Source organism: Flavobacterium taihuense (genome assembly GCF_019351435.1).
In the GTDB taxonomy this organism is placed as follows: Bacteria; Bacteroidota; Bacteroidia; order Flavobacteriales; family Flavobacteriaceae; genus Flavobacterium; species Flavobacterium taihuense.
In genome coordinates, this window is sequence record NZ_JAHWYN010000011.1 from 1 (window position 1) to 24,162 (window position 24,162).

The following is a 24,162-nucleotide window of genomic DNA, read 5'->3' on the forward strand; positions in this document are numbered from 1 at the left end:
GTTTTTAATAATCAATTTACCCCGAAATTAGGTGGTCAATTTGAACTGGAAAGTGGTGGTCAGTTTGCTCCGGAACTGGTGGTCAATTTACACTGGAAAGTGGTGGTCAATTTGACCGGTTTTTCCACCAACAGAACTAACTTATTGTTTGCAAAAGGGGTTATTCTTGTTGAGGGAGATGCTGAACACATATTGATTCCTGAAATTATAAAAAAAGTACTTGGGGTATCTTTAGATGAACTTGGAATCTCTTTAATAAATATTGGTAGTACTGGATTTGAGAATGTTGCTCAATTATTTCATAAAGACAGAATACATAGAAATTGTAGTGTTCTGACTGATAATGACCTTTCAATCGTTAAGTTGCCTAAAGACCCGAAGGATGATAATCAATACGAGAGAGATTGTCGTAATTCTCAAATCTCAGGAGTAGACAGAAAAGAAAAATTAGAACTTTTTTGTAAGGATAATAATTTCGTCAAACCATTCTATGCTAAACATACTTTTGAGGTTGATTTTTTACTTGAAGGAAATTCACACGAAATTATTCAAACAGTTGAAAAGGCATTTAAAAAACAACCGGATAAAGATCGAATTAAAGGATTGCTCGAAAATAAGGATGTTTCGATCTCTGGAAAAGAAGTTTTACGGTTAGCTGAAAAATTTAAAAAAGGCTGGTTTGCAATCATGGTTTCTGAAAAAGTAAGTAACATTACAGCTATTCCTGAATATATTTTAGACGCCATTGTATTTGCGTGTCCAACTCTTAATGAAAGTATATTACTTGCCATTGCAAAATATAGGCTTACAAAATTAAAAGATTATCATTACATAGGTGATACAACCAATTATAAGTCACTCCTTGATAAGATAATCTTAATTGAAGATGTAGCGGAGGCATTAGAATTCTTTATTGAAGAGTTACCTCATGATGTGTTGTCTAAATTAATAAGTAAATTAAATGCTTAAAGGTTTAAATCCCCAACAAACTGATGCAGTAATTGAGCCGGGAAATGTTCTTTTAACTGCATGCCCGGGAAGTGGTAAAACACGGGCACTTACTTACAAGATTGCTTATGAGTTAGAGCGTCTTAGTAATTCTAAAAAAATCATCATAGCTGTTACCTTTACCAATAGAGCAGCTGATGAAATAAAAAAGAGAATACGTGAACTAAATGCTGACGATACTAATTTGTGGGCTGGGACAATTCATTCCTTTTGCTTGGAGTGGATTCTCAGACCTTATATGTGTTATTTGGATGAACTTAAAAATGGTTTTTCAATTTCAGATGAATACAATTCTGAAAATTTGATGGATGAGTTGAAAAAAACTTATGGACTTAATTTTTGGGATTCCGTGTCTACGAAATATCTACCAAATGGAGAAAAAGAAGAAACAGTTTTCAGGGCATTAATAGATGAATACCACGATGCGCTTGCCAGTAAAAAATTGATTGATTTCGACCAGATACTCCATTATGCACATAAATTGATTTTAGGATATCCTAAAATCTCGGAAATCCTTAAAAATATGTTTCATTTGGTATGTGTAGATGAGTACCAAGACACACAACAGCTACAGTATTCAATTTTGGCAAAAATAATGAAGGGAGCATCTGGGAATTGTAAGATGTTTTTTGTTGGAGATTCTGATCAAGCAATATACGGTTCATTGGGAGGTGTGGCAAAAGAACTTGAAGAGATTAAGAAGGAGTTTGGGGTTGTTTTTACAAGTAAAGAATTATCGGGAAATTATAGGTCTAACCAACAAATTATTGATTATTATCGAAACTTCCAAACTACTGACATTGATATAAAAGCATTAGGAACAAATGCAGATGATAATGCTGTGATAACCTATAACAAAGAAGTTCATAAGGATGATTTGACTGTTAGTATTTCAGAAATAATAAAGCAGAAAATTGCTGAAGGAGTTCCTGAACATGCGATATGTGTTCTTGCACCAACTTGGTATCTTGTAATTCCTATGGGAAGGAAATTAAAATCACTTTTGCCTGATGTAAAATTTGATGCAGTCGGTTTATCTCCACTACTTAAAAATAGAGAGAATACTTGGTTTAAAATTGCAAGATTATTTCTTGTCTTACCTTCCCCAAAATCTTTCCTAATAAGAAAGCGTTGGGCATCAGAACTTATCAACGAGTTAGAAAGTTTAGGAATTAGACTCTTTGAGGATAAAGAATTCAAATCAAAAGCATTATTGAAGTTAATAAATTCAATTTCATCCGAAGAGACTGATGGATTACAATATTTGGAGGAATGCTTTCTTGAATTATTTGAGAAATTGGGAATTTCAATTTCTTCAAATGAGATGCTTGAAGTACACTGGGCAACTTTTTTTGATGGTGCAAAAGCAAGACTTGAAAATTCTGATTTTGATTTAGCAAAAGACATAGAGAGTTTTAGAAAAATGTTTAAACATGAGGAAGGCGTTGTTGTTAATACTTGTCATGGCATTAAAGGCGAAGAGTTTGATACAGTCATTGCTTTTGGATTATTACATGGAAAATTACCCAATTGGAATGAAACTGGAAACAGAGCCACTGAAAAGTTATTGTATGTAATTTGTTCAAGAGCTAAACGTGAATTACATCTTATATCAGAGACAGGTCGTGTAACAAATTCGGGGAGACCCTATAATCCCACTTATCAACTTAGCTCGCTTGAGTATGATTATGATTGAATTTAGGGAATAATCTGCAAGGTTATTATTTAATCCATAATAATGAAATTTTATATCACACTTTTTTTTTGTCGAAAATGATTTCATGAAAAAAGTAAAAGAATGATACCTCCAAAGCGGCGTTCTTTTGCTTCTTTTCTTTGGTCGCTGATGTGGAAAGAAAAGAAGTCTCCTAAAAACAATGAAAGGGATTATGAATATCCCTTAGAAATCAGATTGCAACCTGTTTGGAAAAATGCGGAGTGAGGATGTGCGAAAGGTGCATTTTTCCAAAGTGGTTGTACCGATTTGACGCAAAAAGACTGTCCAGACCATAGGAGGGAGTGTCTTTTTGCCGCCCGATTTTGACTTTCAGGCGACTTTTATAGGATGGGTACGAAAATCCTTCAGATTGTGAAAAAATCCCCTGTACGGTGTCATACCATATCGAAATAAGCTCCATAAAAGCGAACAGCCCATTTGGGTTAAAGAGGAATTGATAAACAAATCCTGTTTCTCCAATGCTTCCGCTAAACTGCAACTTGGCGTGCCGTCATCTTGTTCGGATTGCTTCAATAATTCTCCAAATTCTTCCGTAATCATTGGCAGGCTTGCCACCGTTTCATATTTCTCCGAATTGGGTTGATGAATGTTTCCTATAGTAGATAGCAACACTTGCCCTGTATGCTGGCTGTTACCAAAATCCAGCCAATATTTAGGCTCGTCCCTATGGTGTCTGCGGTTGCTTAATCCTTTCAGTATTTCAACAACTTCAAACCTCGCTTTTACATTGTCCACGCAGGTAATGTAAATAGTTGCCTGTGCTTCTTCGGGTATTCTGCCCAAACTGTCCTTTTCAAACTTTGCGGTTTCGGCTTTCCAATTTGTCCCAGAAAAGCGGTTTGCACGGTTGATGAGTGCAACGGATTTGTACATCCCTGTTTCACTTTCTGCAAAACGCTGTCTTCCTAAATTGGCATTGGTCACAATGTCATCATCCCATAAGCGAACACATAATCCTGCGTGTTCCAATTCGATTAAGCTATGGTTCATTTCCATTAAAGCGGTCAAAACCTTTGAGCCTGTACCGCCTGCACCGATTAGGTTTACCGCAATGGGATTGGTTGGGCTTATCAGATAATTATCTGTAAAATGTACTTTTAGTTTCTCGGTATTCATCACAAAAGATTTTTAAGGGTTTTGTTGTTCTTCTTCAAGGTCTCTTTAGGAAAGACTTCGCTTGTTTCAATCAGTTTTTTCCAAAGGCTTACGCAATTCCCTTTTATGGGATTTTGTTTTCCTAATAAATGGCTGAAATAGCTATTGAAAAAGTAGTTTTCCCAAGCACTTATAAATTCCTCAACGGAAGCGGAATTTTTAATGTCTATGCTTACAGTTCCCATACAGACTTTACCATCTTCATAAATGTTGAAGAAAGGAGCAAAATACAATGGTGTATTTTCTTTTGGTCTTCTGTCAGTAGTAAGAGCAAATACAGCAAGGCTATTTTTACTGGCATACCAAAGCATTGGCGGTACATATGCTTTGCCGTTGGGTATGCCCAAGCCGTTCACAAAATATAATTGCTGTTCCTGTGATTTGGTGTACCAAAGCACCGTGCCTTTTTCGCTTGGATTGATATGCAGTATATTGGTCGGCAAAATTCCTTTTGGCTTTAAAAAGGCTTTGTCTTTTTCTTTGTTGGTGTATAAAGCCTTTGCCAATACTTTAGCTTCATTTACGGTCAATGGATGGGCATTTATAGGGTTTCCGTTTTTATCCATATCAAAATGCTCTACGTACATATCTGTATTCGTTCCTTTGGTTTGGTAAAAAACCAATGCGGATTTTGGGCGGTAAAGCGTTCCAAAATTCTCGGTTATGTCGTTTACATTGTTCATTTTCTTGTCGTTTTATAATCATACAGTAGTGTGCATAGTTCGTCCAAAAGGGAAAACAGTCGGTTCTCAAAATCAAGGTTAGTCTTGGTAATGCTGCTTCCGTCAAAGCTTTTAAAAATAGTCGGTTCTTCCATTGCTCCATACTCGTTAAACTCATTATTGATGCTATCCGCAAGCCTTTCATACAGCCAGCCTGTGGTATCTGCTATAAAGGAGATGTACTTTTCCATTCCAACGGTTTCGGAGTCGTTTTCATCATTATAGGGGGCTTCTTCGGGTCTTGGAGCGTTTCGGAAAATGCTCTCGTGTGGATATTGCGCATAAAGGGCAAAGGCATTGCGAGCCATTTTTTTGCACTCCAAGTCGAATGTGTCACAGGTTTTGAAGTTGTTTAAACGCTGTTTAAATACCTGTAGATTGATGCGGTTGAATAGTTTCTGTTCTATCCGTTCGCCTATCCATTCTGCTTTTACAATCTCAGCAATGTAACTATCCGTTTCTTCGGTACAATCATCCTGTTCCACCCAATCGTTCATCATTTCGTACATCCAATACAGATAGCTGTTTTCCTGTCTGTAATAAGGGATATCGACAATATGATATAGATAACTGCAAACCGAAATAAGCAATTGAGCCGTTTTTTTGCGCTTTGGATCATTGAGCATTTGAAAGAGTGGCACAATTGGAATATAGTACAGGGTTGTACCTGTGCTGTATCGTTCCTCACTTGTAAAAAATGTTCTCTTACTATCCTGTACCAAACGTAAATTATCCCAATTTACATTGATTTTTTTTAACTTGTTTTCAGCATCCCACATAGCCAAAGCTATATTATAGGGATAGCCATAATCTTTCGTTTGTAACGGTTCAATGTCATAATGTTCTGCAAGTTGGGAAAGGGACTTGTAAAAATCCCTCTCCATTTTTGCTATTTTCTTACAAGCTTGTACGGATTGAACTGTTTTAAGTTTTGGCAGAAACGCACACTTTAGAAAACCATTGGTAGCATTGCTATTGGTACAGATTTCTGTTTGTCTTTCTGTACTTCGTTTGTGTCTTTGGCTTTCTGCATCCATTGTGCGAACTCGCCTAATTGTCGGTGCAGTTGCCGTTGTGTTTTCTGTTGTGGTATGCTGATAGTTCCCGATAGGATATTGCGTTGCATAGTTCATTATTTTTGATTTTTGGTTTAACCTTTTGTTCCCATTACGCTCTCCAATTTGTATTCTATCCTATCATCACGGATAATAGGGGCAGATACTTTTGCTGTGGTTAGTATGGGATACGTATTGGCGTAAAAATTCAATACCGCTTCGACACTCCAACGTGGTTCGGGGTCGGTCAGTCTGATGTCCTGTCCTTTATCTCTAAGTATAAATACTCGTTCTAACTGTGTTGCTAATAACATAACTCTTGGATTTTGTGTTAAACAGTAGATTGTTCTGTGGCAAACAGACCTGTTGAAGAAAACTTGTCTGATAGTTCCGATTTGCGTTTACGTATCTCGTCCGCCTTTTCGGGGTAGTCGGTAATTTCGGGTACTTTCATCCACGCTTCACGGAACTTTTCCTCTTTCTCCAATTCGTCTGCCTTTGCCATACCGTCTTTAAACTTCTTGTCTTTGGCTTCCTGTTCTTTCTTCTCTTTCTCGCCTTTTTCCTTTTCCATTGCCGATTGCTTTTTAGCTTCTTCCAATTGCTTCATAAAGGCTTCCATATTTACCATTAAACCCGAAGCGGTTTGCAAAGGCGTTGTTATCTGCTGAAAAAATCCCTCATCTAATTCTTCTGCTGTTCCCCTTAAATTAAGCGGTGATATCAGTTGTTTTGCGTTGTCTCCGCATTGTTCGTTTTGGAGCATAACCGATACAATAAGGTTGTTTTCTGTTCCCTTTGCTATGGTCAGGTGCAAATCACCTGCAATTCTCAATTGTGCTATCTGATTGAAAAAATTAGTCGTTTCCATAATTTAGTTTGATTTTATAATCTAACATTTGTTTAATTGTAGCTTCGTCATGTCCAATGGCACGTAAGCGTTCTTCATATTTTTCCATTCTTTCCCTGTAATCCTGCTCGGCTTCTTTTCCACGTAGTATCAATAGGTGTGTGTTCCAGCCTGTCATAGCTTCTCTAATTATAATATCAAGTTTAAATACGTATAATCTTTTTTCAGAGTGTTCCTCGTCAGACAACTCAATCTCTGCATATTGGGTTAAAACGTTCCAATAATTCAGCGACCAATCTTGTTTGTCTCTACGTTCTGCTTCTACAAATTGGTTAAAAAGGTAGTTTGCAAATTCGTTTTTGTCTTTATTTTCCTTTGTCATGATTGCGATTTTTAAATAGGCGACCACCTGTGTGGGCAGTCGCCAATAATTATTAATTGAGATTTAAAATTTCCGTACCGTCTGTTGCAAAGGCAGTGCATAATTCAAATGCTTTCTGTGATTTGAGTTGAGCGGTTCCGCCCAATACAATACTTTGTAATTTGGCTTCATCATCTTTGTAATTGCGTACATTCTGATAGTAGCCTGTCACGGCATTGTACGCTCCGAACAATGTACCTTTGGTGGTGTCCATTTGTTGGGTGTCGCTTGTCATAGCGTAGGCAAAGGCATCTTGCACTATATTTTTGAACACGGTGGAAACTTCATCTTCCGCACCCTTTTTGAGCAAATTCAATGTTTCCTTATTCGGACAAAGTGCCAATTGGATTAGCTTTCTGACGTCTCGGTCTGTAACCTTTACTTTCGTCCACTCATTGAATATGCCCTCTAATTGTGTGCTAAGGGTATTTGCCAATCCCATAATCTTGTGTGCGTTTTCGACACGCTGTTTTGCTCCCGAGGTATGTTTGATACGCACTACGTTGGTCATACTGCGAAGCGAGGCATTCAAGGTGTTTTGGCATACGATACGCACAGGCGTAAATGCGGCAGTGATACTTCCGCTACCATCATGCGAAGTGGTTAGGAAAATGTACTTTTCCGTTACGTCATCACCATTACCTACACGGATATAATCAGGCAGTTTGGCTGTAATAAATATGCGTTCGCCCTGTCCCAATGCTCCTGCGGTTTCGTAGAGAATACCCTCACCGCCTTCAATAGCATCAAAAAAATTGAAAGCTTCACAGTTTTGTACGATGTGGTAATCTTTGCCCACCACGCCCAATACGACATTGTTATCGGTACGAATATTGGCAAAGTAGTTAGGAACGTGCAATTCGTTACTGCCTATCTCTATTCCGTTTGCCGTTTCAATAATGCCCGAACCTTTTGTATATAAAGGTGTTTTGATGACTTCATAGTCTAAGCCTGCGTGTTTTATGGCTTCTTCACTTGTTGGGTACTGCTCCACAATTTGCCCTAAACCGTGCCACGCTTTTTGGTTTACGCTAAAGAATGAATAGTTTCCTGTTTTCTCGTTGAAATTGATATTATGTGCCATGATAAAATGATTTAAAAAGTTTAAAAAAATGGTTGATGCTAGTTGTCAAAATGGGAGGTCGTTCACAGTTGGCTGTGCCGTAACCTTTTTAGCTTGTGTTGTTGTGGTAGCCTGTACTGTTTCTGTTCTCTTACTGGTTCCGTGCAGTTTGATTTGCGAGGTATGAAAATTCAGTCCTGCCCTTGCTTCTCCGTCATTACCTAACCACGCCCTTGTGCTTACCCTGCCTGATAGTTCTACCAATGTGCCTTTTGTGAGTAGTTTGGCAACCTTTGGCGTTATCCAATAGGAGCAATCAAAATAGGTGGTTTGTTCTATGCGTTCGCCCTGTTTGTTACGGTAGCTGTCGTTTGTTGCTACTGAAAAGTTTACTACTTGTTTTTCTTGTGTGGTTATGCGTATTTGTGCATCCCTTGTCAGTCTTCCTGTGATGTTCATGATTTCTATGATTTTTAGTGAATAATTTTTTGATTTTTATATTTATTCGGCAATGACGAGGTGGTGCTGTTTTGTTTCATCATTACCGTTTTCAATATTTTATTTTTCATTTCTGACATTTTTTTTATTCGTTTAAAGAGCCGGAGTATGCTATGTTTCATTTCATGAGCATAAAAAGGTTAGTGTTTAGCAATAGCAAGGTTTTGACAAAAAATACAACCCGGATGGGTGGAGATTTTTTAGCAAATCCGAAGGACTTGGCCTTGCTATTGCGTTAAGAACACGGAATTACCTTTGCTCCTGAAATAAGACAAAAGCATACAGGTTCTTTGAATACAAAAATGAAGGGGAAGCAACGAAGAGATTGGGAAATGGTTCTAATGATCAGAAAATTTCATCAGTATGACAAAATCTCTAAATCGATGTTTAAGATTTTTTTAAAAACTGCTGCTTATAGGAGTTATTGATTAATAATATTAGATGGAGTTACAGCACCAATAATTGCTGATGCTGAGGCTAAATAATTATATAGTTGTTCACTAATATTAAGCGTTCACGTTTTCGTGAACGCAAGTGTAAAGTGAACAAGATGAATGAGCAGGCAAATGCTATATCTCTGATGATGATTCACAATCATTCTTCAGTAAACCTCACAATCATTATTGGTTAAATTATTGATTAATTTATTACATTGACACGATAGGCTAATTTACGTACAACAAGATAAGCTAATTTAAGTGCGACATAATAGTGGTTTTTTTTAATTTTAGTATTATAAAATGTCATTTGTTGATTATTATAAAAATAATTGTGGAAGTAGGGAGCTTAATTATGATGGTTTAGATAGTTCATATACTAAATGAATTAAAGAAAGATTTAGTGTTACTGTTGAACTTATGAAAGTATTTAATATCTTTGTAGCATGTTAGTTACTAGACAAGACATAATTACATTAAAGAATTTATCAACTACAAAAGATCTTATCGCAGTTGATACGATTCCTAGTGCCTTTAAAAAAGACTTTCAATTATTCTTTTTTGGAAAAACTTTTTTAAAAAAGGATGATACTTTATTTGCATATCCCCATGACATTAAGAAATGGACACTTTTTATGTTTAATAAGTATAACGGATAATAGTCTATGCTTCCAGACTATTTATTAAATTTCAATGAGGCCCTTTATAAATTTCAAGAGAAATTTCCAAGAGATAAATGGTCAGTTGAATTTAAAGATTCACTAATCAATGATTATTCTTTTTTCTCAGCTAGGGTTGAAGACTCTAAACTTCAATATGGGAACACTATTCGATTTTTGAATAATGAAAGTGTTCGAGGGATTAATTTAGATTCTTTGTTGGGTATTTCAGAACATCAATCGGTTTTAAAAAATTTGTTGGAAAACCTTGAAAATTTTAAACTGACCGAAGAAACAATTAAAAATGTTCATGCGGCTTTGATGAGTTCTCCGCTAGCATGGGAAACTGATTTTAAACCTGAATTAGTTGGGAATTATCGAAATGTTCCTACAGTAGGATCTAGAGAACCTTTTTTTGACAATAAGGAATATGCTGCACATTATAATTTAGAAATTAGTATGGCTAGTTATCTTCGTTTATTTAATTCCAGATTAGGTGATATTGATAATTCCATTTTTGAAAAACATTTATTAACACGAATTGTTTTTTTTCATAACAAGTTTTTAAATGAAATACATCCTTTTGCAGATGGAAATGGAAGAGTATGTAGAATTATTATTGGTGCTGTTTTGATGGATAATAACTGTCCACCAATTTTTCCTGAAATAACCACTCAAGAACAACAAATAGAGTATATATCTACAATAGTTAAATGTGAGCAGGAAAGAAGTGATGTAGCTTTAATTGAATATTTCGCTAGGGGTATGGCAAATTATCTTTTATCCAAAATACAAGATCTTTAGCATCAAATGAACAGGAACACAATAAAAAAGTCCTCTGTTTCAAAATTCAGAGGACTCATAAATGAAGATGAAATTATTTTTTTGATTCTTCTACAGAAACTTTTCTGAATTCTTTTAAAAGTTTTTCAAGTTCCAAAGTTGACTTACGTGCTCTTGGCCCGGCAGCTTTGATTCCTTTTTCAATAAGTGATTCTGATTCCGTTTTGAATGCTTCGAATTCGGCGTTGATTTTTGCAACTAAATCTTTCATAATAGTATTGTATTAATATTAGGCCGTAAAAATAGAGGTTTACTGCATAGATAGAAATAATTTAGTGTTAAAAATTTATCTTAATAAACTGATATTTTGTTTTTTGTCGTAAGAAAAAATGTTTTTATTTTTTGTAAATGCATGATACAGTTGTGACTGACCTTTTGTAATTCTTCAATAAAATAGAAGATAGACAAGTTTTACAAAAGAATAAACGATGAATGTAGCCATATTATAATAAAAACCAACCAAATTTTGATAAGGTTGGCTTTATGGTTTATTTAATCCCAAATTGTTCTTTTAGTTTTTGTAATTCTTTTTCCAGTTTCGATATCATAGACATTGCTTCATCAGGAATAGGAGGGTTTACTTTACTCAGTTTGCTACCCAAGTTATTCATCTCCCGTCCAATTGTTTGCTCAGTGGTAATTGCATACGACTCAGTCTGGCGGATTGACTGATGCCCTAGCATCTCTTTTACTACGGAAATAGGCACATCATTATTAAGAGTAACTGTGCTGCCAAAAGTACGCCTGGCTTTATGAGTGTTCAATTCGCAAGTAAAGCCACATAGATCGGCTATTTCTTTAAGATAGGCATTCATTTTTTGATTGGATGAGACGGGCAGGACAGCATTTCTTGAAAGGCAGAGTGGATGCTCTTTATACTTCTCGATTATTTCGAGGGCCTTGGGAAGTAATGGAACATTGGTCACAGAACCGGTCTTTTGTCTTTCCGACATTATCCATTGCGCTCCATCTATACCTATCTTTATATCTGTTTTTCGAAGTTGGTAAGCGTCAATATAAGCCAGACCTGTATAGCACTGAAAGACGAAAATATCCCGAACCGTTTGGAGTCTTGTGGTTGTAATACTGACCTGCTCGAGCGTACGCAATTCACTCGCGGTGAGTGGTCTTTTGATAGTTTTTGTCATTTTACGTTTGAATGCTCTGAAAGGATCCTGTGCAATTATATCTTTATCAATTGCCCTGTTTATGACTTTTTTCATGCAGGCAATATATTTCAAGGCAGAGTTATTTACACAATTTCGTACGGTTTTTAGATATAATTCATAGCTGATGATAAAATCATAATCTAAGTCCCTGAATTCAATATCGTCCGTCGTGTATTTGTATTTAACAAATTCTCTTGCATGAAATCTTGCTGTCTCATAGCGTTTGTGTGTCGCTAAAGCATAATCTTGAGGTACCAATGCTAGCATTTCGTCATTATGCTTTTTAAATTCTTCAAGAAGCATTGCTTTTGAAATTATCCTTCCCAATACAAAATCAATAATTCGTTGCGCGGAAATCGATTTCTCGTTGTAGATTAAGTCCATCTTGAACTGGTTGATTCTAGTTATTATGGCATCTAGAAAATGATTTAGCGCCCTGGCATCTTCCTTATTTCCAGTTGCTCTTTCTGTTTTTTGATCCCACCTCTGAATCTCCCATTTCCTTTTGGTAGATGTCTCTTTAGGTATTCCATCTACAGTTACTCTCAGATAAATATATCTGATGTTTGATTTGTTTTTGGGTGTTTTCAAAAAGAAACAAAGCCCAAAGCTGCTTTCTAACATAATTCAATTTTTTAAATTAATAAATATAGAATTATGACGTTCTTTTGTCAAGTCGTTAACTTGCTTTACATGTTGTAAATCAGTAGTTTGAAAGTTTTTTTATGACGAAATTGTGGCACTTTTTGCTACAATAGCAAAATGCCACAGTACTGCCATATAAATTTGGAGCACTTTTAAAAATTTTGATAGTTGCAGGAAAAATAAAAAAGCCTGCAAATTCAAAAATTTACAGGCTTTTAAAGGGTTTCGAGACATTTTGTGCGTTTTTGTCAACTTTGAAAAGTTGCCTTTAAACTATCCCAGTGGAATCGCCGGGAATCGAACCCGGGTCCAAACAAGCAACTAAAGAGCTTTCTACACGCTTATTTCCTGAATAGATTTTCGACGGGGAGTTTGGTCAGAAACAACCACTCTTTGCTTATCTTCTTTAGTTTCGAAATCCACCCGAAGCTCATGGAAATCTAGGTTTAAATTTACGATTCATCTTTATCGACCGCTATAAACCAAAGCTTTCGAGATGAATCCTGCTTTCCTACCTGGTAGGACGAGGCTAATCTTACTATAATTCAGATTATGCAGCAAGAGCGTAGTTTCCTTCGCCGTGTAAAATGTTTGAGACCTTTTATTTACGAGAATTATCCCAGTTCTCGACGTGCTTACTTTTCAATTCGACTTGCTGTCAAAACCAGTCGACCCCATTTAATTAAGTGTTTAGTACTTAGTTTTAGTATTCAGTTTGTAATAAGAATACCATTTTTGTGTCCAAACAAACATCTTGCAAAGATAGTAGATATAATGCCGAAATAAAAACAAAATGTAAAATCCTTTTATGAATTTTGTTCCAAAGGAAGCTATTTTAAAAGTTAATAAATTTAATAGAACTCGATTCGGTTTAATTTTGCTTTGACTTTTTTTAGATATTTTATTATAATTTTTGTTAAAAAAAACTTTAAAAACAAGTTAAATATATCTGAAAAATTGATTTTTTAAGTAATTATCTTCCAAATGATTAGTTTTTTAATATTAAAAAAAAGTTAAATCTGTTTATAATGCATTTTGTTGTTATTTTTTATTATTGTAGTAAAAATAATTATTTTGACTTAAATATTAATATAAAAAAATCATATTTATTATTTGATATTGTGAAAATTATATAGCTAAAATCCTATTATTATGAAAAAAAATATTTTGTTAAAAAAGATTTGATTCGGGCTCTCTTTGTTTTTTGTTTTGGGATAAGCGTTCAATCGCAAACCTACACCAGCTGGAAAGTTGGAAGTACAACAGACGTTTCTTCTACTACAACTGGGGGTATGTGTTTGATGGGAGGCGGAACAGATAATGATGACGCCATTAAGTGGATGTTGCAAAAATCAGGGGGTGGAGACGTGGTTGTTTTGCGTTCGGCTGTGACTGATGCTACAATACTTATATATATACAGATTTAGGTGTAACTGTAAATTCAGTGGAAACAATTTTTATCGATTCTAAAGCGAAAGCAGGTATTGCTGCAATTGCAACTAAAATTAGAAATGCTGAAGCTTTATTCATTTCAGGAGGAGATCAAGCCACTTATGTTTCTTATTGGAAAGATACTCCTGTTGAAGATGCAATTAATTATTTAATAAATACAAAAAAAGTGCCTGTTGGTGGTACAAGTGCAGGTTGTGCTATTTTGGGTAAGTTTTATTATAGCGCAGCAAATACAAGTATTACCTCCGCTCAAGCATTGGCAGATCCATACGATAGAGGAATAACAATAGGAGCAAATGACTTTTTAAATTCTCCTATTTTAGCCAATACTATAACCGATACGCATTATGATAATCCAGATAGGAAAGGACGTAAAACTACTTTTTTGGTAAGGATGTGGAAAGACTTAGACGCTGGATTAAATGGTAAAGGTATTGGGGTTTATGAAAAAACAGCTGTTTGTATTGATCAAAATGGAATAGCAAGAGTTTTTGCTCCAACTACTGCCAGTTTTGCATATTTTTATCAAATTGAATCATATTCCACACCAGAAACGGTTGTTTCTGTCTCACTCTCAAGCCTACTATTAGGCAGAACATATAATGTTGAAATTGTTGGAAATTGTACTTCGGGAGCTTCCGCTGCAGGAGTAACAACCTTTACCACTACTGGAGGTACTTCTGTAAGTTATTGTGCTTCAAAAGGGAATAGTTCTTCTAGTGAATGGATTTCGAAAGTAGTATTTGGAACCATTATAATATATCCTTTATAGTGATGTAAATGAGAAAGTAACTGTAAAAGTATATAACCTTTAACGAAGAGAAGAGAAATCTTTTGTAATTGACGCTGCTTCTGGAGAAAACCGACACAGAAACAATACTGCTGGATTAAGCAATGGTCAATACATTGTAAAAGTGATTAAATCCAATGAAGTTTCAACTACTAAATTGATAATTGCTAATTAATTAGATTTTGTAAAAAGTAATACAATTAAGCCTCCAAAAAAAATATTTATTGGAGGCTTAATTGTTTTTATATGCTAATGTCAATCAAAAATCTAAATTCGTTATTCATCCGCCACTTTAAACGGATAATCACCAAATATCACCGAAAGCTTTCGAACTGCATATGTATTTCTGCTGAATTTGTTAGACAAGGCAATTATAGTGACATTTTCGTCTTTTAAAGGAATGTACGACGATGTAAAACCGTGCCACCAACCGTTATGGAAATAGAAATTCTTGCCATTTTTCCAATTAATCATTCGAATACCTAGTCCGTAATTTTTGGTTCCTTTTCGTTCGTTGCTGTACCCAGTATAGACCTGTGCCAATAATTCTGGTTCCAAAAAGGAGGATGAATTCCTTGCTCTGTCAAATTTTAATAAATCTCTAGGAGTGGAGTAGATGTTCTTGTCACCATAAATTTTGTCAAGATAATCAATGCCAATTTCGACCCTATTGGCTTTATAGGATGGCGCCACATTATGTTTGTCTTTGTCAAAATCCAGAACAAAAGTATTTGTCATCCCTAGTGGTTTGAAAATGATTTCAGCCATTGCATTTCTGTATGACATCTTGGTCACCTTTTCGATAATTAGAGCCAACATGGCATAATTGGTATTGCAATAGGCAAATCTAGTACCCGTTCTTTGTTCCAATCCAATATTTTTGGTGCCCATAATGGTTAATATATCCTGGTTTGTCAATGTGTTGTGTCTGTCCCAAATACTTTTGTCACGATCCGTAAAATAAGCATAACTACGCATCCCGCTTCTGTGACAGAGTAACATTCTTACAGTAACATCAGGATAAGGAAACTCTTTTAAAAAATCAGTTACTTTTTGATCCAAGTCAATTCTTTTGGCGTTAACTAATTTCAAAACTGCAGTGGCTGTAAGTACTTTACTAACTGAAGCGATATGAATAGGAGTGTCGCTTGTTATCGGTGTTTTGTCTCTCAGGTTTGCATATCCTTCGTATTTTTCATATAAAATCTGGCCATTTTGCGCAACAAGAAAACCTCCGTTCATACTGTTGTTGGGCCAGTTTTTATTGTAAAACGAATCTATTTTTTGTTGCTTTACGGCTATATAGGATGCGGTAAGTTTTGGTTCATTAACCAAAGGCTTCATTTTTGGCAAGACATTTTTTGGAAGATCAGCGTCTTTTATTGCCACTTTTGGAATATCTTTCTTTTCATTTTTACATGAACTCATTACTACGATTAGAAGCAGTAAATGTAGTATATTTGCCTTTTTTATAAAATTCATTTTTGTGATACTAAAAGAGCAAATATATATAATCCAATGGTTTTGTTTTTGTTTTTTTTTAATATTAACAACTCTTTTAGAACGTAACTTAAAAAGTATTTTTTTTACTTCTTTAATCATCACTATTTTAAGTCTTTTTCAGAATCAATAATTTTTATAAAATCTTTTAAATTTGTTTTATATTGTTATATTTGTAACAAAAAAACATAATAAGTTATATTTAATTAATTTAAAATACCATCAATGAAGTTCGGAATTATAAAAGAAAGAAAAAATCCACCTGATAGAAGAGTTGTTTTCTCACCTGATGAATTGGCTAGAATTAAACAGTTATATCACTCATGTACCATAAAAGTGGAAAGCTCGGATATACGTGTTTTTGCCGATAGTGAATATCGTAATATGGGGATTGAAGTAACCAATGATGTAAGTGATTGCGATGTTCTTTTTGGAGTAAAAGAAGTTCCTGTGGAGTATTTAATTCCTAATAAGGCCTATTTCTTTTTTTCGCATACAATTAAAAAACAACCGTATAACAGAAAGTTATTGCAAGCTATTTTAGAAAAAAATATCGACTTGTACGATCATGAAACTATTATAGATTCGCACAATCGAAGATTAATTGGTTTTGGTCGATATGCAGGTATTGTGGGTGCTTACAATGCTTTTCGTGCATTTGGTATCAAATTCGAATTGTTTAAAATGCCAAAAGCCGAAACACTTTCTGGCAAAGATGCATTAATCACTCATTTGAAAAGATTGGTTTTGCCTCCTCTAAAAATTGTGGTAACTGGAACTGGGAAAGTAGGAAATGGAGCTAAAGAAATTTTGGATGCCATGAAAATTAAGGAAGTTTCGGTTGAAAATTACTTGACTAAAAATTTTACTCAGCCCGTTTATGTGCAAATTGATGTTTTGGATTATAATAAAAGAAAAGATGGACAAGTTTTAGACTTTACCGATTTTCATAATAATCCAGCAGAATATGTTTCTGATTTTGAAAAATTTACCAAGGTTTCAGATATTTATATCACAGGGCATTTTTATGGCAATGGAGCCCCTGTAATTTTAACCCGCGATATGCTTCAAGCCAATGATTGCAAGATAAAAGTAGTAGCAGATATCTCTTGTGATGTCAATGGACCAATCGCTTGTACTTTGCGTTCTTCTACGATTGCAGAACCTTTATACGGTTATTTGCCTAGTGAAAATAAAGAAGTAGATGTCTTTCATCCTGCTGCAATTGTTGTGATGGCCGTTGATAATTTACCTTGTGAATTACCAAAAGATGCCAGTGAAGGTTTTGGAGAAATGTTTTCAGAACATGTTATTCCAGCCTTTTTTAACGGAGATAAAGACGGAATACTCAAAAGGGCCAAAATGACTGAAAACGGAAAACTTACCGAGCGTTTTAGTTATTTGCAAGATTATGTAGATGGAAAATAAAGTTAATGACTAATTCTCAAAATATAATTGAAATAGAAAAACCTGCAAAATTGTCGATTTGCAGGTTTTTTAGCTATAAGACCTAAATGGTATGAATCTCGGTAAATAGTTGATCGGCCTTGGGATTCATTTTTCAAAATTCTGAATTCTAAAATCCTTCTCAAACCATCTCCTCTGGTTTCACCCAGTCATCAAATTCTTCGGGAGTTACATATCCTAATCGTACCGCTTCTTCTTTGAGTGTGGTGCCGTTTTTGTGCGCTGTTTGGGCAATTTCAGCCGATTTATAATATCCAATTTTAGTATTCAAAGCAGTAACTAGCATTAAAGAATTATTGACCAATTCCTGAATGCGGTTATGGTTAGGCTCAATTCCTTGTGCACAATGTATGTCGAAAGACCGACAAGCATCACCCAGTAATTCCGCCGATTGTAAAAAGTTGGCAGCCATCATGGGTTTAAAAACGTTCAGTTCATATTGGCCTTGCATACCACCAACGGTAATAGCCATGTCATTGCCTATAACTTGTGCACAAACCATAGTGAGCGCTTCGCATTGTGTTGGATTTACTTTTCCGGGCATGATTGATGACCCTGGTTCGTTTTCTGGAATTAGGATTTCTCCAATTCCGGAACGTGGTCCAGAAGCCAGCATCCTAATGTCATTGGCTATTTTGTTCAAAGAAACCGCTATTTGTTTTAATGCACCATGTGTTTCTACTATAGCATCGTGAGCTGCCAGTGCTTCGAATTTATTGGGAGCAGTCACAAAAGGGTGTCCTGTAAAATGACTTATGTATTCAGCTACTTTTGTATCATATTCTTTTGGCGTATTCAATCCAGTTCCTACTGCGGTGCCACCCAAAGCGATTTGAGATAAGTGTTCTAATGTGTTTTTAACAGCTTTCAAACCATAATCCAATTGTGCAACATAACCCGAAATTTCTTGACCTAAAGTGAGAGGAGTGGCATCCATCAAATGTGTGCGACCTATTTTGACTACCGATTTAAATTTGGTTGCTTTTCCCTCTAAAGTATCTCTTAATTTTTTGACATTAGGAATGGTGTTTTCAACCACTACTTTATAAGCCGCAATGTGCATAGCAGTTGGAAAAGTATCATTAGACGATTGCGATTTATTGACATCATCATTGGCTTTGATAAAAGGCTCGTCTTCAGTAATGCTTAATCTTTTCAGTACTTGAGCGCGATTAGCGATTACTTCATTGATATTCATGTTGCTTTGTGTACCAGAACCGGTTTGCCAAATTACAAGCGGAAATTCGTCAGGAAGCTGTCCTGAAAGAATCTCATCGCATACCAAGGCAATGTAATCTCGTTTTTCAACAGATAAAACGCCCAATTCACAATTAGTGTAGGCAGCTGCTTTTTTTAAATAAGCAAAACCTTCAATAATCGCTTTAGGCATAGATGCCGTAGGGCCAATTTTGAAATTATTTAAGGACCGCTCGGTTTGTGCTCCCCAATATCTTTCTGAGGGAACTTGGACTTCGCCCATGGTGTCTTTTTCGATTCTATATTTCATGCTTTGAATTGTTCTGAGTTTTGAGTTTTCGGTTTTTCTGCAACCTGTTTTCTACAATCTGCTATCGATACAACTTTTGAATCCTTAGTGATAAAATTTCTTCACTTTAGCTACGATTTGATTTGTGGTCATATTGTTTTCTGCAGTTTCAACTAGTTTTAGTTTGCTTGCATCGAATGATTTATCGGTGTTTATTTTCTGTTCTAGTTTTATTTTTGTTTCAGCTGGTCCAAAAATATAGAGTTCATCGACTAATTTGATATGTGATAGAATATTTTTGAGGAAATGATTGGTTTCATTTTTTCTTTTTTCTTCAAATTTAGTTTCATCGCTACCATGATGACTACCATTGAAAGATCCTTTGCTTCCTTCTTTTTGATGGTATATTTTATTTTCTAAATCAGATTCGATTTTTGATACCCTTTGCTTTCCACCATCAAGAGTAACAATAATTGCTTTTGATGAATCAATCCAGATGCCAGTTTGTTTTTTCATGACTTTGTTTTTTTAATTAAAATGAACTTCAGTTAGAACTTTGCTATTTAGAGGGCAAAAAAAATATTTTTCAAGAGCGATTAGTAGATTTAAAAATTGAATTATTACTAATTTTGTTTGAAATAAAAAGATATTTTTCAGGAAAAGAATCGGGCTTATAAAGTTACGAAATAGTGCTGATTTTAGATTGTTAATTAAGATTTGTTTTAGTTTTGTTAAGTTTTTATTTTTTTAAAGTTCATAGTATCAGTTTTTAAATAAAAGATAAGTGGTTTGCCATAAATAATAAAGGAACGTTTTGCTTTTAGGTTTAGCCAGAAAAAAAAAGTGACAAAAAAAAGATGTTGATTGCTCAACACCTTTTTTCGATTTAAATTTTGCTAGGCTAAATTTTCTTTGTTTAACTTAGGACTTTAGTTTTTTGGTAACAAAAAATTATTTTTTAACAAAATCACCCGCATTTATCATAACTAATTTCTTTGGATCAAAATATTTGACTAAAGCCGTATTTATTTTTTGAACATCTAAGTTTTTAACTTTGTTTTCAAAATCTTCAAAATCTTTGAACGTTTTTCCTAAATCCATATTTTCTCTTAGTTGACGAACCAAAAATTCATCTGTTCCAAGCATTGTCTGTCTGTTTTGTAACCAAGATTTCAAAGAACTGTCAAATTCTTCTTTGGTAAAACCTTTACTGATTGCTTTTTGAATTTCTTCATTTAAGGCTGTAATCAATTTCTCTTTCATCGTTGGGTTGTAATAGGCATAAAGTCCCCAATCTGTTGTCGGATCAATTGCATTGGCCTGCAAATAGGAACCTGCACCATAGCTTAAACCATCAGTTTCACGTAAACGTTGTGGTATTCTGGAAGATAAGAATGAACCACCTCCCAATAATTCATTGGCCATTTCTACAGCAGGATAGTCAGGATTTTTTTCTCCAATATTCAAATTGATTTTTCCAAATAGAAAGGCATTGGTCTTATCATTGATTTGAATGGTTTTATCACTTGATTTGACATCAAAATATTGGGTTGGAATTCTTTTGTAAGCCGTTTTTGGACTCCAATTGTCAAAAGTATTGGATAAGAATGTTTTAATAATTGGTTTATCGATTCCACCCACAAATGACGCAATGCTGTTAGAACCTCCATAAAATTGGGCATAATAATTTTTGATGTCCTCAATAGTTATTTTGTTTAAAGTAGCCAAACTTTCATCTATGGATTCAGAGTAGTAAGGATGTGATTTAGAATACAAAGCAGTTAGTTTTGTTAGCTCTTCACTAGCAACAGCTTGAGGTTCATTTCTGTTGGACTCTAATCCGTTTTTGGTTTCTAGTTTTAGCTTTTCAAATTCGGTAACATCGAATGAAGGGTTTCTTAAAATGTCCTGTAGTATGTTTAAGGCATTGGTTAAATTAGTTTTGTCAGTACTGATTCTTACATATAATCCATCAACAGATCCATTCAGGCTTAAATTAATTTTGTATTGGTCAAGTTGGTCGTTAATGTCTTTTTTAGTTCTGGTTTTAGTTCCTAATTTCAGCATGCTAGCTGTTAGATTGGCGATCATTGATTTTTGGCTCAACGATTTTTCATCTCCCATCCTTAATAACAAGCGACCTTCAATTTTATTTCCCTTGGCAGGTTTTTCCAATAAAGCATATTTACCACCCGATGCTAATTTTCCTTCTTCAGTAGATTTCATGATATTGGCTACTGATGTTTCAAAGGTGTTGGTATTGGCTTCCATTGCTTTTCCTTTGTAGCCATTCACAAGGGCTGCAATGTCTTTAGTGTCATTTACTTTAGTTCTTTCGCTAGTGGCTTCAGGAATAAAACGTCCCCAAGTTCTGTTGCTTTGTAAATAATACTTTTTGGCAGCATTTTGAATGTCGGCAACCGTCAAGGCTTCTACATTGTCTCTATCTAAAAAAAACAATCGCCAATCGCCAGCACCAACATATTCTGTCATAGCTATTGATAGGTTAATTGTCTTGTTATAGGTGTTTTCAAATTGTTTTGACAAATCATTTTTAGCTCGTTTAAGATCCTCTTCTGTAAAAGTCATTTGAGGAACTTCATTCATGGTTTCCAAAAAGACTTTTTGAACAGGGTTGATGTCTTTGTCTTTGGCAATTTCACAGGTAAACATACTAAATCCAGGATCTTTTAAGGTTCCGGTATATCCATAAACACTGGTGGATAGTTTCGTTTCGACTAATTTTTTATACAATATACCAGAAGGGTTATTGGTTAATATTGAAATTAAGGCATTGTTAGCAGCATATTCTTTATCCGAAAAACTAGGAGTATGATACGCCATTCCGATGTATTGAAGATCACCATTTCGTTTCAATTCCACAAATCGTTCACCGTCTTGTGGCGGTTCAACTGTATAGGTTTGTTCAATTTCTGTTTTTGGTCTAGGAATAGGAGCAAAATAGTCTTTAATCCAAGAAAGCGTTTTTTTCTCATCAAATTTTCCTCCAATTATAAGTGTAGTATTATTGGGCTGGTAGTATTTTTGGTAAAAAACTTTCAGACGACTAGCAGGAACACGTTCAATATCTTCTTTGCTTCCAATAGTCGATTTTCCATAGTTATGCCATAAATAAGCAGTAGAAAGAATGCGTTCACTTAATACCCCGGAAGGATAATTTTCTCCAATTTCAAACTCATTTCGAACCACACTAAATTCAGTGTTCAAATCCGATTGCAGTATGGCTGAGGTTACCATTCGATCAGCTTCCATTTCAAGTGCCCATTTTAGATTTTCATCGGTGGCAGGCAGAATTTCATAATAGTTAGTACGGTCATAATAAGTGGTACCGTTGGCTTGTGCTCCCTTATCGGCAATTGTTTTCTTGATATCAGTAAATTTGGAAGAACGTTTGAATAGCATATGTTCTAATAAATGTGCCATACCAGATTCTCCGTAACCTTCGTGACGGGAACCAACCCCATACACAATATTGACAACCACATTTGATTGTGCAGCATCCGGAATTAATAAAATTTTCATTCCGTTGGGCAAGCTATATTCTTTTATCCCTTCCACCGAAGTGACAAAAGTAGCTTCTTGGGAATAGGAAGTTGTGACCAAAAGGGACACAAAAGACAAAACAAGAAGTAATTTTTTCATTTTTTTTGATATTGTTGTAAGTTTATATTGTAAAAATATGATTTTTTTTGAAAGAATAATCAGTTGTTTTGAAAAATTTAAGAAAGTTTCTTGACTACTTATTTTTTTATTTATTCTTTGAACAATTTTTTTTAAAAGTATTAAAATTGATAGTAATTGTTTGGAACACATCACTTAAATTTTTTTTAAAAGGAAGTTAAAAACAAGTAATTGCATTAGTCAAAGTATTCCATAATGTATGGTTATCAATAGAAAAGCCGGATTGAGTTTATTAATTGCGGTATATTGAGTGTTTTCCTTGGTTTATATTCTTATTTTTAATTTTTGGTACGAATGAATTAATAAAAAAGAAATGAAAAAATTAGGGCTTATTGGAGGTATTAGTTGGTTATCTACGGCAGATTATTATAAGTTTATTAATGAAGGGGTTAATGAACAGTTAGGAGGAGTGAATTTTGCGGAGTGCATGATTTATTCTTTCAATTACAATGACATCAAAAGAAACAATGAAAATAATGATTGGGAAACGACATTCAATATGTTGTCAAAAGCGTGTCAAAATTTAAAAGACTGTGGTGCCGAAGCGATTATTCTTTGTGCCAATACCATGCATCTTATTGCTGATCGAATTCAGGAAAGCGTTGATTTGCCCCTCATTCACATTGCTACCGAAACCGCTAAGGAAATTCAAAAAAGCAATCTGAAAAAAGTGGGACTTCTGGGAACAAAATTCACGATGGAATTGGATTTTTTTAAAGACAAATTAACGGCTTTGAATATTGAAGCAATAATACCAGGAGCCGACGATAGAGATTTTATACATGATACTATTTTTAATGAGTTGGGAAAAGGATTAATTTTGGAAAGTACCAAGGCAAGATATCTTTCGATTATTGAAAAATTAATAGACAATGGAGCTGAAGGGATTATTCTGGGTTGTACAGAAATTCCATTATTGATAAGACAAGAAGAAGTCCAGGTGCCCGTTTTTGACACTGCTATGATTCATTCCAACGCTGCTGTTGCATTTGCTTTGAGTTAAAAGTATTGGAATATTTCGAGCATTTATTGTGTGATATTAAAACCATAAAATAAACCAACTAAAATTTATTTGTTGCGCATTTTACACATTTAAACAGTTCGATGGCACGATACTGATTTTCATGTTGTTTTTGTATATAAGTGCTTATTTAGTAGCGTTTTAAATAAGGTTTTTTTTGAAATAAAAAAGGCTCTTAATATTTAAAAAATCATTATATTTCATTAAATTTACCAGCTATTTATAATTAAAATACGACAGAATTTAAGAGTTGTATTTTATGAAATTGGGAGCATGATAAAAACAGCTACTTATGTTTTAATTGATGTTCATTAAAATTTAAGCTAATACAAATTAGGTTCTATTATGGAAGTATTCCTACTTACTACTTCCCGTTATGGTAAAAAATGCCAATAAAAGCACTAAAAGTCATTTATGGACAGCCTCAATTTTTAGTGTTTAGAAAACTTTAAAAACAGATTTACTTATTCAATTAAAATGT

The 24,162-nt window shown here is 34.6% G+C and carries 23 protein-coding genes and 1 other RNA gene; 9 read left to right on the forward strand and 15 right to left on the reverse strand.

Going from position 1 to position 24,162, the window contains the following annotated elements; genetic code table 11:
• Together KZH69_RS12780 and KZH69_RS12785 are read left to right on the forward strand one after the other, a co-directional pair.
• On the forward strand, positions 1-969 hold a 969-nt coding region (locus tag KZH69_RS12780), incomplete at its 5' end, for an ATP-dependent endonuclease (RefSeq protein WP_369410663.1).
• On the forward strand, positions 962-2,704 hold the full coding sequence (locus KZH69_RS12785; protein ID WP_219317865.1) for a UvrD-helicase domain-containing protein: 1,743 nt from the start codon (positions 962-964) through the stop codon (positions 2,702-2,704). The genes KZH69_RS12780 and KZH69_RS12785, both read left to right, overlap by 8 nt.
• Positions 2,705-3,055: 351 nt before the next feature.
• Here the strand turns inward: KZH69_RS12785 and KZH69_RS12790 are convergent, their stop codons facing one another.
• From KZH69_RS12790 to KZH69_RS12825, 8 genes are read right to left on the reverse strand one after another with little or no spacing between them, the layout of a single operon-like run.
• Positions 3,056-3,862, reverse strand: a complete 807-nt coding sequence (locus tag KZH69_RS12790) for a PRTRC system ThiF family protein (RefSeq protein WP_219317866.1) — start codon at positions 3,860-3,862, stop codon at positions 3,056-3,058.
• Positions 3,862-4,584 (reverse strand): PRTRC system protein B, encoded by a 723-nt coding sequence (locus tag KZH69_RS12795; RefSeq protein ID WP_219317867.1) that lies wholly within the window; start codon positions 4,582-4,584, stop codon positions 3,862-3,864. Before KZH69_RS12795 ends, KZH69_RS12790 begins: the two co-directional genes overlap by 1 nt.
• Positions 4,581-5,756 (reverse strand): hypothetical protein, encoded by a 1,176-nt coding sequence (locus KZH69_RS12800; RefSeq protein WP_219317868.1) that lies wholly within the window; start codon positions 5,754-5,756, stop codon positions 4,581-4,583. Before KZH69_RS12800 ends, KZH69_RS12795 begins: the two co-directional genes overlap by 4 nt.
• Positions 5,757-5,773: 17 nt before the next feature.
• Positions 5,774-5,992, reverse strand: a complete 219-nt coding sequence (locus KZH69_RS12805; RefSeq protein ID WP_219317869.1) for a PRTRC system protein C — start codon at positions 5,990-5,992, stop codon at positions 5,774-5,776.
• A gap of 17 nt (positions 5,993-6,009) precedes the next feature.
• Positions 6,010-6,549: a PRTRC system protein E gene (locus KZH69_RS12810; protein ID WP_219317870.1), complete on the reverse strand. Its 540-nt coding sequence runs from the start codon at positions 6,547-6,549 to the stop codon at positions 6,010-6,012.
• Entirely contained in the window at positions 6,536-6,910 is a 375-nt protein-coding gene (locus tag KZH69_RS12815) for a hypothetical protein (RefSeq protein WP_219317871.1), read from the reverse strand. The genes KZH69_RS12810 and KZH69_RS12815 overlap by 14 nt, the downstream gene beginning before the upstream one ends.
• Before the next feature lie 52 nt (positions 6,911-6,962).
• A complete protein-coding gene (locus tag KZH69_RS12820) occupies positions 6,963-8,033 on the reverse strand; it encodes a DUF932 domain-containing protein (protein WP_219317872.1) in 1,071 nt (356 codons plus the stop codon).
• 45 nt (positions 8,034-8,078) lie between these two features.
• The gene (locus tag KZH69_RS12825; RefSeq protein WP_219317873.1) at positions 8,079-8,471 is read right to left on the reverse strand and encodes a single-stranded DNA-binding protein; all 393 of its coding nucleotides are present in this window, start codon (positions 8,469-8,471) and stop codon (positions 8,079-8,081) included.
• Positions 8,472-9,393: 922 nt separating this feature from the next.
• Here KZH69_RS12825 and KZH69_RS12830 point away from each other — a divergent pair.
• A complete protein-coding gene (locus KZH69_RS12830; RefSeq protein ID WP_219317874.1) occupies positions 9,394-9,606 on the forward strand; it encodes a hypothetical protein in 213 nt (70 codons plus the stop codon).
• 6 nt (positions 9,607-9,612) lie between these two features.
• A complete protein-coding gene (locus KZH69_RS12835; RefSeq protein ID WP_219317875.1) occupies positions 9,613-10,410 on the forward strand; it encodes a Fic family protein in 798 nt (265 codons plus the stop codon).
• A 73-nt stretch (positions 10,411-10,483) separates the two neighbouring features.
• Here the strand turns inward: KZH69_RS12835 and KZH69_RS12840 are convergent, their stop codons facing one another.
• From KZH69_RS12840 to ssrA, 3 genes are all read right to left on the reverse strand, one after another.
• Entirely contained in the window at positions 10,484-10,660 is a 177-nt protein-coding gene (locus KZH69_RS12840) for a BF3379 family histone-like protein (RefSeq protein WP_219317876.1), read from the reverse strand.
• Positions 10,661-10,937: 277 nt separating this feature from the next.
• Complete coding sequence (locus KZH69_RS12845) at positions 10,938-12,242, reverse strand: site-specific integrase (protein WP_219317877.1); 1,305 nt, start codon at positions 12,240-12,242, stop codon at positions 10,938-10,940.
• A 300-nt stretch (positions 12,243-12,542) separates the two neighbouring features.
• Positions 12,543-12,939, reverse strand: a transfer-messenger RNA (tmRNA) gene (ssrA, locus tag KZH69_RS12850).
• A gap of 505 nt (positions 12,940-13,444) precedes the next feature.
• Between ssrA and KZH69_RS12855 the strand changes: the two genes are divergently transcribed.
• The 3 genes from KZH69_RS12855 (at position 13,445) to KZH69_RS20695 (ending at position 14,680) form a co-directional block, all read left to right on the forward strand.
• Positions 13,445-13,690 (forward strand): hypothetical protein, encoded by a 246-nt coding sequence (locus tag KZH69_RS12855; protein WP_219317878.1) that lies wholly within the window; start codon positions 13,445-13,447, stop codon positions 13,688-13,690.
• A 17-nt stretch (positions 13,691-13,707) separates the two neighbouring features.
• On the forward strand, positions 13,708-14,487 hold the full coding sequence (locus KZH69_RS12860) for a Type 1 glutamine amidotransferase-like domain-containing protein (RefSeq protein ID WP_219317879.1): 780 nt from the start codon (positions 13,708-13,710) through the stop codon (positions 14,485-14,487).
• A gap of 67 nt (positions 14,488-14,554) precedes the next feature.
• Positions 14,555-14,680, forward strand: coding sequence for a T9SS type A sorting domain-containing protein (locus tag KZH69_RS20695; protein WP_219317997.1), 126 nt, complete (start codon positions 14,555-14,557; stop codon positions 14,678-14,680).
• Positions 14,681-14,781: 101 nt separating this feature from the next.
• Here KZH69_RS20695 and KZH69_RS12870 read toward each other — a convergent pair whose 3' ends face one another.
• Positions 14,782-15,933, reverse strand: a complete 1,152-nt coding sequence (locus KZH69_RS12870) for a serine hydrolase domain-containing protein (RefSeq protein ID WP_255557911.1) — start codon at positions 15,931-15,933, stop codon at positions 14,782-14,784.
• A 297-nt stretch (positions 15,934-16,230) separates the two neighbouring features.
• Between KZH69_RS12870 and KZH69_RS12875 the strand changes: the two genes are divergently transcribed.
• Positions 16,231-17,433, forward strand: a complete 1,203-nt coding sequence (locus KZH69_RS12875; RefSeq protein ID WP_219317881.1) for an NAD(P)-dependent oxidoreductase — start codon at positions 16,231-16,233, stop codon at positions 17,431-17,433.
• Between the two features lie 160 nt (positions 17,434-17,593).
• On the opposite strand, the gene fumC is transcribed toward KZH69_RS12875, so the two are convergent.
• From fumC to KZH69_RS12890, 3 genes are all read right to left on the reverse strand, one after another.
• Positions 17,594-18,979: a class II fumarate hydratase gene (fumC, locus tag KZH69_RS12880; RefSeq protein ID WP_219317882.1), complete on the reverse strand. Its 1,386-nt coding sequence runs from the start codon at positions 18,977-18,979 to the stop codon at positions 17,594-17,596.
• 84 nt (positions 18,980-19,063) lie between these two features.
• Entirely contained in the window at positions 19,064-19,474 is a 411-nt protein-coding gene (locus tag KZH69_RS12885) for a hypothetical protein (protein ID WP_219317883.1), read from the reverse strand.
• 435 nt (positions 19,475-19,909) lie between these two features.
• Positions 19,910-22,621 (reverse strand): M16 family metallopeptidase, encoded by a 2,712-nt coding sequence (locus KZH69_RS12890; RefSeq protein ID WP_219317884.1) that lies wholly within the window; start codon positions 22,619-22,621, stop codon positions 19,910-19,912.
• A 352-nt stretch (positions 22,622-22,973) separates the two neighbouring features.
• On the opposite strand from KZH69_RS12890, the gene KZH69_RS12895 reads away from it, so the two are divergent.
• The gene (locus KZH69_RS12895) at positions 22,974-23,663 is read left to right on the forward strand and encodes an aspartate/glutamate racemase family protein (protein WP_219317885.1); all 690 of its coding nucleotides are present in this window, start codon (positions 22,974-22,976) and stop codon (positions 23,661-23,663) included.
• Positions 23,664-24,162: the final 499 nt, after the last annotated feature.